Genomic DNA, 13,747 nt, shown 5'->3' with positions numbered 1-13,747 from the left:
ATAATTCACATTTATTGCTGGGATTCAATCATTTAATTGCAGCAATGAATCAATTTAAACCTGGTTATGCTTCTGGATAATTTAGCTTATTTACTACTTGCTTATCCCGGAAAGTGACAGAAGAGGGCTATGCCGTAGAGATTATCGCCATGCTTGCTAAAACGGTTAAGCCCAGTCTACGATACATAGGTTTTGGAGTTTTCACCTTTTCTTCAATTATTGTTTGGACAAACTTAAAGTGCAAACTCGTTCTAACATTCTCTTGCTAGCAACACTGTCAGCCTCAACTGAAAAATATTGAGGCCAGTAGTCTATAAAAGAAGTATAGGTTCTCCAGCTTGGGTTAGTAGCCAAGTTACCACCATTGCAGGATTTGGTGTATGCACTTCTTTTTCTACCCCCAATGCTGTAGTCAAAGGCAACAACTCTTATCTTTGGCAAGTTGTCATAGTGTCCATCTTCATTGTTGAGAGTATCATCAAGCAGCATCATCTCAAACTTAATACTTTTTTCGTTTAACCTTAGTGTTTCACCACCATTGGTTTTACCAAAGTCCACCCACCGCTCTTGGTTTGTTTGAGCAAGAACAGGTGTTGAAAAGATAGATAGAGAAACAATGGCGATCGCTGTCGCAGATTTGATGAGTTGCATGATTTTATTGAACCAGATTGTTTAAGTTAATATCGTCTCTTGGCAAACTACTAGCTAGGGGTCGCAACTGGCTGGATTTTCCATACAAACTTTATATTCTCTAATCCGCTTAGCCTGATCGGATTTCTTAGATACAACGCCAAAGTGGACAATTGTATAGCCTGTATAATGCCATGTTTTGTAGTTATAGAGTTCCCCCCGATACCATCGGTTTGGGCCGCTGTCATAGACAGTTTCTACCAGGGTTGACTTTTTGAAATCATCTAAAATCTTTTGCCCCCAAAATTTTTTGATGAGATTGTCTCCACTTACAATAGCCCCTCCCTCAATTTGTCCACCTGAACTATTCACTTTTTGAAAAAGTACTCTTCCAACACACTCAGGAGAGAGATAGCATTTGGGGCGGTGGTCAATGACCTCGGCTTCAACATTGTTTTGATCATTAAAAAAAACGGACAATCGAGCAGTCCCATTTGCCATTTCAACCGAGCGATTGCGTCGAAACCACGCATCAACAGCATTGGCTGTCATGTCAGGTAAAGCTTGGGCGATACTAGAAAAACTCAAATAACTTACCAGTAAAGGAAAGGCAAATCGAAGTGCTTTATTCATGAGTAGTTCAGAAGACAAACAGATAAAGTACGAATGCTAGATGTACCTACAATCTAATCCGTATAACTATTAGTTGTATCGGATTCGCAGTCTAACACTTATGCCAATGAGGTTATGCCGCACCCACTGCTATAATACCCTGCTTAGGAATACTTTATTGGTGAATACAATCTATCACACCCAGGACTTACGCAAAATTCTCGGTAATACCCTAGCAATGGCGTAGGGTGCGTTGCAACGCACCCTACAATTAGGGTCGCTGCGTAAGTCCTGACACCAATATTTCGTAAAACTACAGAATAAAGTAGTCTAACTTCACTCTTGAAGATAGTTTGACAGCATCTAGCGATCGCAGAACCCTAACTACTTTGATAGCTGCTGCACAAATGCGGTATGTTCTGGTGCAGCCAACCCTTCGGAGCAACACAGGTTGCACTCGCCCCACATTCCCAGCCAATAGATCATCCACTGCCAACTAAAAGCCTGGAAACACTTGACTACGATCATATCGGCTATATCCTCTCTAAGCCGCTTGAGCCGTTCCAGTGCAGCGACTTGTAATGCAACGTTACTACATTTGCTTACTCGGATAGTGTTGCCAAAAATTCCTCTGGCATTATTGCCGGAACTGAAGAAGTTACAAAATCAGATGTATTTCGCGTCACAATCATTTCTAAACCTGCGACATTCGCCGCAGCACTCGTTACAGCATCCTCAAAATCTGCAATGGAACTTTGCAACGCTTGCCGAATTACTTCGTCCGTTACGCTGGCAACTTGAATTCGCTGTAATAACCTTGATAGTAGTTCCCGTGCGGCTTCACTACCAATTTGACGGCGTAAGATGTAGAAAATATTGGTGACTGCATGACCTGAAACATATCCCTGTACTTGTTCCTGCGTCACTGTATTTAATGCTTGTGCAGAAGCAATCACAAACGGTTGGCGTTGCGCTAAAACATCCAGTAATACATCGCTATCAAACAGCACCCGCTTCAACTATATTTCTCCTCTAGATAATCAACATAAGATTCTGTTGAATAATCTGTAGGTAGCTGAATAGAACCGATTAGGCTTTGAGTCCAAGGATCAAGATTAGTCATGGGTTGTATGGTTGTATTGGGTGAAATAGATGACAAGGTTTCTTTCTCAATTGATGCCAATACGGATTGAACTAAACGCCAGCGATCGCTAATTGGCAATTGCAACGCCTGTTTTTGCAATTCCTGCAACGTCATTAGCTTTGTCTCCCTTCAAGCTCTCTCTACTAATTTTAATTGTGACGGCGACTTTGAGCTGTGAATGAGCTTTTAGTTGTGTCCTTACCGCGATCACGATCGCTCTGAACAACAGAAGACTATGCTCAATTAGTCCCCGATCTGATGTTTGATGTCAAGTCCAAAACTGACTTCTCGACTAAGCTGCGTCAAAAGATTAATGATAATTAGGCAATTTGCAGCGTACTGGGTTCAGGAATGGATTCACCTTCTGCAAGCCATGCTTCCAAGTACATTTCGATCGCGTCTTCACCGTTACGAATTGCTTCCTCACGAGTTTTGCCATGAGTGCAAGGCATAACAACGCGATCGCCAAACTCTGGAATCGTGACTAGGAAAAGCTCATCTTCATCAGACCATTGAACAATCATGCTGTAACGACTCATGAATCCTCGTCCTCCCTTAATTCTTCCAGTTGAGTTAATAACTGTGTCAACTGTTTTTCTAGGTATAGTGGCACATCATCCCCATCCTTGCCTGGAATTGTGAGTGTTTTCCCGATCAGAGGATGTCGCCAACGCTCATGGCTCCCTTTGCCGCGCTTAGGCAGATAAACAAAACCTTCACGCGCAATCTGAGCTTTCAACTCTCGAATTTTCCTGGGCATGGATATTGCCTGATTCTCTACTCTATTTTCTTACTTGCTTATACTCTCAATGTGTTGTTATACAGCGCTACTGCACTCTTCACTTCCCAACTACATCCTCACCAATAACTTGAGGGGTGTAACGTTCCGGTTGACGCAAAACCCTAGCTACTGCGATCGCTGCTGCACAAATGCGGTATGTTCTGGTGCCGCCAACCCTGACTGCAACACAGCTAACACTGACCCCATATTCCCAGCCAATAGGTCATTCACTGCCAACCATAAGCCGGGAAACACTTGACTTTTAATCACCCCATCTTCATCCACTGGCAGTAAAATATACTCTCCCTCTTGTAAATAAAACCAGTCCAGTTTCTGCTCAAACACTTGCCAAACGATATATTCTCTAATTCCATTGCGACGATAGGCACGTTTTTTATCACCGAGATCGATCGCTGCACTACTCGCCGCAATCTCTGCCACCAACTCCGGTGCCCCTTCTATATAATCATCCTCACTGAGGCGCGACTGACCTCCTGCTTGTTCCTCAATCAGCAGCACTGCATCGGGTTGGGGTTCGTTGTCCAAATCTAAACGAACGGTGGGTTCAATTCCTAACTCAATACCAGGTGTTGCAACCTTATAATTACCTAGCCAACCACTCAAATTTCCGTGAGGTTGAGCATGACTTCTAAATCTCCGTGCAGCAGGCACGTAGACAACTCCTTCAATTAGTTCAGCCTTCCTGAGATGAGGCATGGCATTGTAGCGTCGCTCAAATTGGTAGCGATTCAGGCGATCGCCACTTTCGAGTGGTGGAAGGGGCAAAGGTTGTTGAGGAGGTGTTTTGACCATTGCTTTGGGTTGTGGGTTTGGGTTTCTTACCCTGCATTCTCCGATCATATTTTAGATCCCCGACTTCTCTAAGAAGTCGGGGATCTTACCTTGTTAAACTAGAGTCCGCTAGCATGAGAAACCCATGCATATTCTGTTCGTTGAAGATGAAGCGAAAATTGCTAACTTCGTCCAAGCTGGGTTGAAGGAACAGGGATTTGTTGTCGATTACTGCGACAACGGAGACGATGGTTATACTCGCGCCTTGGATAATGAGTATGACGCGCTTGTGCTTGACATTATGGTGCCGGGAAAAGATGGGTTGTCTATCCTCAAAAACCTGCGCCGGAAAGGACAAAATGTGCCGATAATTTTGCTGACTGCTCGGAATGAATTGGATGACCGAATTGAGGGTTTAAACTTGGGTGCTGACGACTATATAGCGAAACCGTTTTTCGTTGAAGAACTCGTTGCCCGTATTCATGCCGTGGTGCGTCGGAGTGCAGGCGATCGCCAAAACTTGGTTTGTGTCGGACCCATTAAGCTAGATCGCATCACGCGAGAAGCAACCTGCAATCAGCATATAGTTGAACTCACCACCCGCGAGTTTAATCTCCTAGAATATCTAATGCGATCGCCTGGACGAGTCTTTACCCGCACGCAAATCTTGGAACACATCTGGGGCTATGATTTCAATCCCAATACCAATGTGGTCGATGTGTGCGTTCAACGGATTCGCAAAAAAATTGATTCCATCGGTGGCGCGGGTTGGATTGAAAGCATTCGCGGCGTTGGATATCGATTTCGCCAAACAGAGTCTTAATAGTGAAGTTGCGTTCCTTCCGTATCCGAATTGCTCTATTGTCTGCTGTTCTTGCAGGTAGCGCCCTAGCAGGGTTTGGATTAATTTCGTGGTGGCTGATTTATGAGGCGAAGGTAAGCCGTCTGGATGCAGAACTGGAGAGTCAATTGATGCGGGCAGGTCGTCCGCGATCGCCCGATAAGCGAAGCGCTGACTTGTCAGTTCGCTGGCAGTCTTATGAAACCTCACTTGGGCAGCCATTTGGCACAAGCGCAAAAACAGCGATCGCTATGTTGGTCATCGGTGCGGATGGCAATGTGCTGTATCGTTCCGAACAATGGGCTGCCGATCTAAATATCACGAACCTCTGGACATCACGCCCCCAACTGCCGCCGTTTCCACCACCTTCCGATCGACCAACAGCCCCATTTCCAGAACGTTTGCAACCCCCGCCTGATGTACCACCGCCCACGCCTCGATTCGTCACCCAGCGCAACTCAAGCGGAACATGGCGGATTGGTGCAGCCACGACACCTTTTACTCAGGTGGCGATCGCAGTAAGTTTAAACGCGATCGCTCAAGAGATGGTCGTCATCCGCAATATCTTCTTGATTTCAATTCCAGGGGTATTGCTACTTGTAGCAGGCGGTGCGTGGGGAATTGCTGGAAGCAGTTTACATTCTATTCGACGGCTAACCACAAGTATTGGAAATGTCACCGCTAGCGGTTTGGAACAACGGGTTCCCATCGGGACAACGGATGTTGAATTTGTCGAGTTGATTCAGGTGTTCAACAAAATGTTGTCACGTTTGGAACGCAGTTTTAAGCAAGCGTCCCGCTTCAGTGGGGATGCTGCACACGAACTCAAGACTCCGCTAGCAATTTTGCAAGGAGAACTGGAACGCACCCTGCAACAAGCCGAACCTGGCTCAGAGGTGCAACAAAGCCTGAGCAATTTACTGGATGAAGTACGCCGACTGACTGGGATTGTGCGTAAACTGTTGCTGCTTTCTCTAGCAGATGCAGGACTTATGAACTTGCATCGAGTTGAGGTGGATTTGTCTAGTTTGTTAATTGAGATGTTGGAAGATATCGAACTGCTGGCACCCCATCTAGAGATTCAAACAGAAATTGCTGATGGCTTGCGCGTACAGGGCGATCGCGACTTACTCATTCAGGTCTTGCAAAACTTGATTAGCAATGCCATTAAATATAATCTCGCAAACGGCTGGATTCGGATTGATGCTTGTCGTCAGGACACAACGGTAGTAATTACTATCAGTAATTGCTCTCAAGAGATTCCTCTGGGTGAGCGAAACCGCATTTTTGACCGTTTCTATCGCGGCGATCCAGCCCGAACGCGCAAAGTAGAGGGAATTGGATTAGGACTGAGCTTGGCGCGGGAAATTGCGCGTTCGCACGGTGGCGATCTGACGCTTGATCCGACTTTATCTGCACAGACTGCATTCACTCTAACCTTACCAGTGGGGTTGTAGAAGCAGTGTTATTCTTGTACAGAGAAAGCTTTGATAACTTTATGAAAGCTAACGACACAAAGCGTGTGAATAACAACAAATAATTTGTCATCCGGCATTAGTCGTTGCCTTCACTCGGTTCTTGTTCACAATATGCCTTCAATCGCTTGCCGCTAACCGCTCCAAACGGGAAGATTCAAACAGAGCCTTGCCCCACCACAATAACTCTCAGCACTCCTACGAGAACAAGGGGGGCTAAAAAACTGCCAAGCCATACGAGAGCCGCACAACCTAGAACCGCAAGCTCGCGAACTCCGATAATCTGGCGATGTAGAGAAACGGTGAGATTGGCGCTCTTGCCGTTCTTCGGCTGCGATATCGCTGATTCAAATATGTCTAATCTCTCTGACCACTGTCACCTTGACATCCCACACTTTACAATTAGTAATGTTGCCAGAGACAGGGAAAAGGATTTCTTGATATTCCGCGTAATTGAAATCCAGCCTGCACTGGCTACGAAGGCAACATTGATTTCCTGGCTTGTAATGCTTGCAGGTGGTCGCCAACGGTTCGTTGTATTTACTCTAGAGACCAATTATGAAAGACCTCACTCGTTATCGAAACATTGGCATCTTCGCTCATGTCGATGCTGGCAAGACCACCACAACTGAAAGAATCCTGAAACTGACAGGTAAAATCCACAAAATTGGTGAGGTACACGAAGGCGCGGCGACGACAGACTTCATGGAACAGGAGCAAGAGCGCGGGATTACGATTCAGTCGGCTGCGACTACCTGTTTCTGGAACGATCACCAACTGAACATCATCGATACCCCAGGACACGTTGATTTCACCATTGAGGTCTATCGTTCCCTTAAGGTTCTTGATGGTGGCATTGGTGTTTTCTGTGGTTCAGGTGGAGTCGAACCGCAATCTGAAACCAACTGGCGCTACGCTAACGACTCCAAAGTCGCTCGCATCGTCTACATCAATAAGCTCGATCGCACGGGTGCTGATTTTTATCGAGTCGTCAAGCAAGTCGATAAAGTGCTTGCTGCCAAGCCACTGGTAATGGTGTTGCCGATTGGCGTTGAAGAACAGTTTTGCGGCGTGGTCGATCTGCTGACCCGTAAGGCATGGGTGTGGGATAACTCTGGCGATCCGATGAACTATAAGATCAAAGATGTTCCTGCCGATATGGTCGATCAGGTCGAGACCTACCGCGAACAGTTGATTGAGCTAGCGGTTGAGCAAGACGATGCTGTGATGGAACAGTATCTAGAAGGGGAAGAGCCGTCTATGGACGATCTGAAGCGTTGCATTCGCAAGGGTACCCGCGACTTGGCGTTTTTCCCGACCTACTGCGGCTCGTCGTTTAAGAATAAGGGCGTACAGTTGGTGCTGGATGCCGTGGTTGACTACCTGCCGAACCCGATGGAGGTCAAACCTCAGCCAGAGGTGGATCTGGAAGGGCATGAAACAGGCACGTTTGCGATCGTCGATCCAGAGAAACCATTGCGGGCACTCGCGTTTAAGATCATGGACGATCGCTTCGGTGCTTTAACCTTCACGCGCTTGTACTCCGGTACGTTGTCCAAGGGCGATACCGTACTTAACACCGCCACAGGTAAGACCGAACGGGTCAGCCGTTTGGTTGAGATGCATGCCAATTCTCGCGAAGAGATCGACTCAGCTCAGGCGGGTGACATTGTGGCGATCGTTGGCATGAAGAACATCCGAACCGGGCACACCATCTGCGATCCCAAGAATCCCGCAACGCTAGAGCCAATGGTCTTTCCAGAACCCGTCATTTCCATTTCGGTCAAACCGAAGCTAAAGGGGGGTGAAGAAAAGATGGTCGGTGCGCTCACTAAGATGGTGCAAGAAGACCCGTCTTTCCATATGGTGACAGATGAGGAGAGCGGCGAAACGATTCTCAAGGGGATGGGTGAGCTACATCTCGACATCAAGGTGGACATTCTGAAGCGCACCCACGGGGTGGAGGTGGAGGTGGGTAAACCACAGGTAGCCTACCGCGAGTCGATTACGAAACGCCTCGAAGACAGCTACGTCCACAAGAAGCAGTCTGGTGGTTCTGGTCAATTTGCCAAAATTGGCTATGTAATTGAGCCGGGTGAACCAGGCAGCGGTTTCCAATTTGAGTCAAAGGTGACGGGTGGCACCGTGCCGAGAGAATATTGGCCAGCGGTGGAAAAAGGCTTTGAAAGCTGCGTCGATCGCGGTGTATTGGCTGGGTTCCCCTGCATGGACTTAAAGTTCACGCTGCTTGAAGGGGGTTTCCACCCTGTAGACTCGTCGGCAATGGCGTTTGAGATTGCTGCAAAAGCCGCTTATCGGCAGTCTGTTCCTAAGGCTGCGCCTCAGTTGCTCGAACCGATCATGAATGTCGATGTATTCGCGCCAGATGATTATATGGGCGATATCATCGGCGATCTTAACCGCCGCCGGGGGATGATGAAATCTCAGGAGACAGGTCAGACGGGGGCACGCATTAAGGCAGATGTGCCTTTGAGCGAAATGTTTGGCTACATTGGCGATCTGCGTACCATGACATCTGGGCGTGGACAGTTCTCAATGTCGTTCTCGCACTACGCTCCTTGCCCCAGTAACATCGCGGAAGAGGTGATCAAGGAAGCGAAAGAGCGTCAGGCTGCGAACTAGGGCATTGGCTCCGGTGGAGCGATTCGTCGGGGTCAATAACCGATAGCAATCCTCCATCAGTCGTGAGATTTTTGCGTAGTGTGAGCGTCCTGCTTGCGTTCAGTCCCAGGCAAGATGCCCGCACTACCGATTCTCATGACTTAAATAGGATTGCTGTATATAGATGTGAATTTTCTGGCGGTTCGTCGATATTAATTTGTTATGAAGCTGAATCCTCTGCCTACAGAAGTCATTCTGAGCCATCCCCGTTCTACCGTTGGTCATTTATATCTAGACTGGCATCCCCAGCCGGGAGCATATCTGGAAGTCGAGGGTCAGACATACATGGTTTTAGAACGTAGGCATCGCTATCTACTCAGATCGGGACGTTATCAGCTTCACAAGATTGCTCTCTATGTTCAAAAGTTCGATGCCCCAGCAGAGTGCAGTCTGTTGGACGGGCGCTGGGTAATTGGAGATATCACCTGCTCATACAATGCTCGCTCTGAGTTGCTTCGATGTGCGATCAATCCCAGTGGCTCTTGCGATCGCTGTGTTGATTATCAGCCCTTTTAGAATCTCTGTTCGTCCCATTTGCGGCTTACACTAGCTTGTTGCTAATAACAATGAGCGATCGCGGTATCTTCACTAACATCTCAGGCAATTACTTTCCTTGAGAACTCTAATATTTCTTCAGCTCAGCTTCAACTCAATCGACTTGTTCCAATGGAATTAATTTTCTGATTTTGCCCATTACAACTATCTAAAAATAGAGCATATACACATTGAGCAGGTTAACTCTAGTGTCAGCGATGAACCAACTATTGAGCGATCGCCAGTTGGGAATTCAACAATAAAAAAAATAATTTTTCCCAAAGAGCCGACCCAAAAATAGCTATTTTCTTACAAATAAAACTCCATAATTTTATCAGAAAATTGATTAAGTTATATTAATAAAAAATAAATTGATGAATAACAGCCTCTCTAGTGGGAATACTAAGTTATAGGAAGTTTAAAAATCCGCACAAACGTAACAGTGGCTATGGCTAACACGACAATCGGGCTATTGGGCTACAGTATTGGAGAACAAGTTTATGCGGGAAGCCGCACTCTGGTTTATCGGGGTATCCGGAAATCAGACAGGCAACCAGTTGTGATAAAACTACTGCGAAATGAGTTTCCTCGCTTCAACGAACTCATTCACTTCCGCAACCAGTACATCATTGGTAAAAACCTAGATTTTCCTGGTATCGTCAAGACCTATAGCCTGGAGAGCTACTATAACCGCTACGCTCTGATTCTGGAAGATTTTGGCGGCATTTCCTTGTGTAGCTACCTCACTTCTGTAGCAGAAGCAAGCAAGCAAGGCGCAGAAATGTCTGGCTTGCCGATACCCTTATTTCTCTCCATAGCTGTTCAAATTGCCCATACCCTTGACGGACTCTGCCGCCACCGCGTCATCCACAAAGATATCAAACCCGCCAATATTGTCATTAACCCTACCAGCAAGGAGGTAAAACTGATTGACTTCAGCATAGCCTCCTTGCTGCCACGAGAAACCCAAGAAATTCAAAATCCCAATGTCCTCGAAGGCACTTTACCCTATATCTCTCCCGAACAAACAGGGCGGATGAATCGGGGGATTGATTACCGCACGGATTTCTACTCTTTAGGGGTTACTTTCTACGAAATGCTAACGGGACAGTTGCCCTTCCAAACGGATGACCCGATGGACTTAGTACACTGTCACCTTGCCAAGCAGCCTATCCCAGTCCATCACCTCAACAAGGGCGTTCCGTCAGTACTGTCGTTCATAGTTAGCAAACTGATGGCGAAGAATGCGGAAGACCGCTATCAAAGTGCGCTGGGACTCAAGTACGATCTGGAAAATTGTTTGCAGCAGTGGAAAGAGACAGGTGAAATAGCTAAATTTGACTTGGCAACACGAGATTTATGCGATCGCTTCATCATTCCCGAAAAATTATACGGTAGAGAAAGCGAAGTATTCTCCCTGCTGGCAGCATTCGAGCGCGTGAGTGCAGGTAGTACGGAAATGATGCTCGTTGCTGGTTTTTCCGGCATTGGCAAAACTGCTGTTGTCAACGAAGTTCACAAACCAATTGTGAGACAGCGAGGCTACTTTATTAAAGGCAAGTTCGACCAATTTCAGCGCAACCTTCCTTTCAGTGCTTTTGTACAAGCTTTTCGAGACTTAATGGGTCAATTGCTATCGGAAAGTGACGCTAAAGTTGAGCAGTGGAAAACTCAAATTTTGGCAGCTTTGGGCGAAAATGCTCAAGTTGTTGTTGACGTGATTCCAGAACTAGAGCGGATTATCGGACATCAGCCCCCAGCACCAGAACTTTCTGGGAGTGCCGCCCAAAATCGATTTAATCGCTTATTTGCGAACTTCATCTCTGTCTTTACAACCGAAGAACATCCCCTCGTCATCTTCTTAGACGACTTGCAATGGGCTGATTCAGCCTCATTGAACTTGATTCAACTCCTGACGAGCGATCGCGATCGCCCCTATCTCTTTTTAATGGGAGCGTATCGAGATAACGAAGTCAGTCCGGTACACCCTTTGATGCTGACATTATCCGACATTCAAAAAGCCGGAGCAACGGTAAACACTATTACCCTACCTCCGCTCGCTCAAGCAGACCTAAATTGTTTAGTTTCCGATACTCTAGCTTGTTCTACAGCGTTGGCTCTGCCTTTGACAGAACTCGTTTATCAAAAAACCCAAGGCAATCCATTTTTCAGCACACAATTCCTGAAATCTTTGCAGGTCGATGGGCTAATTGAATTTAATTTTGAAGCTCGGTATTGGCAGTGCGCTATTGCCACAGTGCGAACCTTGGCACTGACGGATGATGTGGTGGAGTTCATGGCGCTTCAGTTGCGAAAGTTGCCACCACAGACGCAGGAAGTTTTGAAGTTAGCTGCCTGCATTGGCAACCAGTTTGATTTAGCAACGTTAGGAATTGTTAGTGAAAAATCGCCAATAGAAACAGCAAATGTTCTGTGGAAAGCGCTACAATAAGGGCTAATTTTACCCGTTAGCGAAGTTTATAAATTTTACCTGGGAGAAGGGAATGGGGAATTAGCCATCGGTCAGAAAGACTCCGACCCATTACCAACCTACAAATTTTTACACGATCGCGTTCAACAAGCCGCTTACTCCTTAATTGCCGCCAGCCAAAAACAGGCAACTCACCTGAAAATCGGGCAACTCCTGCTCCAAAATACCCCGATTCAAGAACGGGACGAGCGGATTTTTGCCATTGTCAACCAATTGAATATGGGATGGGAATTAATTTCTCAACCAGCGGAAATCGAAGAACTAGCGCGGTTGAACTTGACAGCAGGACGGAAAGCAAAAGCATCTACAGCCTATGCTGCGGCGGTGAAGTACCTGAGTACGGCGATAAATTTGCTCTCAGGCGATTCTTCGGGGGAGACACTTAGCGATCGCTGGCAGACTCAGTACGATTTGACCCTAGAAATCGTTGTGGAAGCGGCAGAGGCGGAATATCTCAACACAAATTTCCCCGCCGCCAGTAGCTTAGTGGAAATGGTGTTGCAGCACGGGAAAACACTGCTCGATCGCATCCCGGCTTACGAGATCGAGATGCAAATTCACGTAGCCCAATATAAATTTAACGATGCTACTGACACGGGATTACAAGCATTGGAACTGCTGGGCTACCCCGTCAACCTGAGCGAACAAGACTTTTTAGTGGAACTGCCCGCTCTAGAAGAGCTGGAAGACTACCCCCTAATGACCGATCCGACCCAACGGGCAGCCATGCGGATTCTTCAAGCCAGTTTGGCTTCCATTTTCGCTGGCAGACCGCAAATTCTGCTACCAGTAGTCCTGACGCAATTGAAACTGTGTATTGAAGGCGGTAACTCCCCGCTGGCATCGAGTGCTTATGCCTGGTACGGCATGCTTCTATGCGGTGCTCTGGGCAACATTGATACGGGATATCAGGCAGGGCGACTGGCACTGCAACTGCTTGACGCTAGAGAACACAAAGCCGTTACTTACAATATGTTCTATTCCTTCATCCAGCACTGGAAGGAGCCTGTACGAGAAAGCCTATCTCCTCTAGCCGAGGGCGTACAGAGCGGTCTGGAAAGCGGAAACAACGAATATGCTGGCTACTGTGCCATCAACTATTGCTTCTACAATTTTCTGGTGGGAGAAAACCTGGAAACCGTTAAACAAGACCAGGTAAAATACCGTGACTTACTGTTGAAGTTAAAACAGGAACACTCCCTCTGTTTGTCTCAGATATGGCATCAACTGTTGTTGAATCTGTTGGGGAAGGCAGCAAATCCACTCGAGTTAATTGGTGAGAGTTTTGATGAATCCGTGATGTTGCCTCACCTAATAGCCGAGAACAACTACTACGCCCTGTTTATCGCCTATTTGGCAAAGACGATGCTGTTCTATGTGTTGGAAGAGTCCAATCGAGCAGTTGATAGTGCCGCCAATGCAGCCAAATACTCTAGCGCAGGCGCAGGTGCGGAGTATTTCGTCACTCTGCACTTATACCAATCCCTGGCACTGCTGGCGAACTATGCCAACGTCAGTTTGTCAGAGCGATCGCATTACCTAAGTCAGGTTGCCGCTAACCAGGAAAAAATGCAGCTTTGGATGCAGCACGCTCCGATGAACTACGAGCATAAATATCATCTAGTAGAAGCAGAAAAAGGGCGTTGCATAATAAAGTATGAATTCAAGGTGCTTAGCCATGCAATGTCCTCGTTGTGGTTCTACTCATACCCGTAAGAATGGTGTGAAGCAAGGTAAGCAAAATCACATCTGTGCGGAATGTGGT

At 46.8% G+C, this 13,747-nt stretch carries 13 protein-coding genes; 6 read left to right on the top strand and 7 right to left on the bottom strand.

The genetic code is table 11. The features are described 5' to 3' along the window. Positions 1 to 216: 216 nt before the first annotated feature. The 7 genes from ACFW2W_RS12770 to ACFW2W_RS12740 form a co-directional block, all read right to left on the bottom strand. Positions 217 to 651 carry a hypothetical protein gene (locus tag ACFW2W_RS12770; RefSeq protein WP_378178269.1) on the bottom strand — a complete coding sequence of 145 codons (435 nt, stop codon included), beginning with the start codon at positions 649 to 651 and terminating at the stop codon, positions 217 to 219. A 54-nt stretch (positions 652 to 705) separates the two neighbouring features. After that, positions 706 to 1,263: a hypothetical protein gene (locus ACFW2W_RS12765; RefSeq protein WP_378178266.1), complete on the bottom strand. Its 558-nt coding sequence runs from the start codon at positions 1,261 to 1,263 to the stop codon at positions 706 to 708. A 581-nt stretch (positions 1,264 to 1,844) separates the two neighbouring features. Continuing rightward, positions 1,845 to 2,261 carry a PIN domain-containing protein gene (locus ACFW2W_RS12760; RefSeq protein WP_378178263.1) on the bottom strand — a complete coding sequence of 139 codons (417 nt, stop codon included), beginning with the start codon at positions 2,259 to 2,261 and terminating at the stop codon, positions 1,845 to 1,847. Next, positions 2,258 to 2,500 (bottom strand): hypothetical protein, encoded by a 243-nt coding sequence (locus ACFW2W_RS12755; RefSeq protein ID WP_378178260.1) that lies wholly within the window; start codon positions 2,498 to 2,500, stop codon positions 2,258 to 2,260. The genes ACFW2W_RS12760 and ACFW2W_RS12755 overlap by 4 nt, the downstream gene beginning before the upstream one ends. 206 nt (positions 2,501 to 2,706) lie before the next feature. Next, complete coding sequence (locus ACFW2W_RS12750; protein WP_378178257.1) at positions 2,707 to 2,925, bottom strand: type II toxin-antitoxin system HicB family antitoxin; 219 nt, start codon at positions 2,923 to 2,925, stop codon at positions 2,707 to 2,709. Next, a complete protein-coding gene (locus ACFW2W_RS12745) occupies positions 2,922 to 3,146 on the bottom strand; it encodes a type II toxin-antitoxin system HicA family toxin (protein WP_378178254.1) in 225 nt (74 codons plus the stop codon). Before ACFW2W_RS12745 ends, ACFW2W_RS12750 begins: the two co-directional genes overlap by 4 nt. 147 nt (positions 3,147 to 3,293) lie before the next feature. Then, positions 3,294 to 3,980: a Uma2 family endonuclease gene (locus ACFW2W_RS12740; protein ID WP_378178251.1), complete on the bottom strand. Its 687-nt coding sequence runs from the start codon at positions 3,978 to 3,980 to the stop codon at positions 3,294 to 3,296. 124 nt (positions 3,981 to 4,104) lie between these two features. Between ACFW2W_RS12740 and ACFW2W_RS12735 the strand changes: the two genes are divergently transcribed. From ACFW2W_RS12735 to ACFW2W_RS12710, 6 genes are all read left to right on the top strand, one after another. Further along, on the top strand, positions 4,105 to 4,782 hold the full coding sequence (locus ACFW2W_RS12735; RefSeq protein ID WP_378178248.1) for a response regulator transcription factor: 678 nt from the start codon (positions 4,105 to 4,107) through the stop codon (positions 4,780 to 4,782). Next, positions 4,782 to 6,257, top strand: coding sequence for a sensor histidine kinase (locus tag ACFW2W_RS12730; protein ID WP_378178272.1), 1,476 nt, complete (start codon positions 4,782 to 4,784; stop codon positions 6,255 to 6,257). Before ACFW2W_RS12735 ends, ACFW2W_RS12730 begins: the two co-directional genes overlap by 1 nt. Positions 6,258 to 6,833: 576 nt before the next feature. Further along, positions 6,834 to 8,918 (top strand): elongation factor G, encoded by a 2,085-nt coding sequence (gene fusA / locus ACFW2W_RS12725; RefSeq protein ID WP_378178245.1) that lies wholly within the window; start codon positions 6,834 to 6,836, stop codon positions 8,916 to 8,918. Positions 8,919 to 9,119: 201 nt separating this feature from the next. Beyond that, positions 9,120 to 9,473 carry a DUF6464 family protein gene (locus tag ACFW2W_RS12720; RefSeq protein ID WP_378178242.1) on the top strand — a complete coding sequence of 118 codons (354 nt, stop codon included), beginning with the start codon at positions 9,120 to 9,122 and terminating at the stop codon, positions 9,471 to 9,473. A 466-nt stretch (positions 9,474 to 9,939) separates the two neighbouring features. Further along, positions 9,940 to 11,943 (top strand): ATP-binding protein, encoded by a 2,004-nt coding sequence (locus tag ACFW2W_RS12715; protein ID WP_378178239.1) that lies wholly within the window; start codon positions 9,940 to 9,942, stop codon positions 11,941 to 11,943. Between the two features lie 258 nt (positions 11,944 to 12,201). After that, complete coding sequence (locus ACFW2W_RS12710) at positions 12,202 to 13,698, top strand: hypothetical protein (RefSeq protein WP_378178236.1); 1,497 nt, start codon at positions 12,202 to 12,204, stop codon at positions 13,696 to 13,698. The last annotated feature ends 49 nt before the right edge of the window (positions 13,699 to 13,747 follow it).

Origin of the sequence: Coleofasciculus sp. H7-2, from assembly GCF_042747725.1 — a bacterium.
In the GTDB taxonomy this organism is placed as follows: domain Bacteria; phylum Cyanobacteriota; class Cyanobacteriia; order Cyanobacteriales; family FACHB-T130; genus FACHB-T130.
This window is presented reverse-complemented; position numbering and strand designations above follow the sequence as displayed.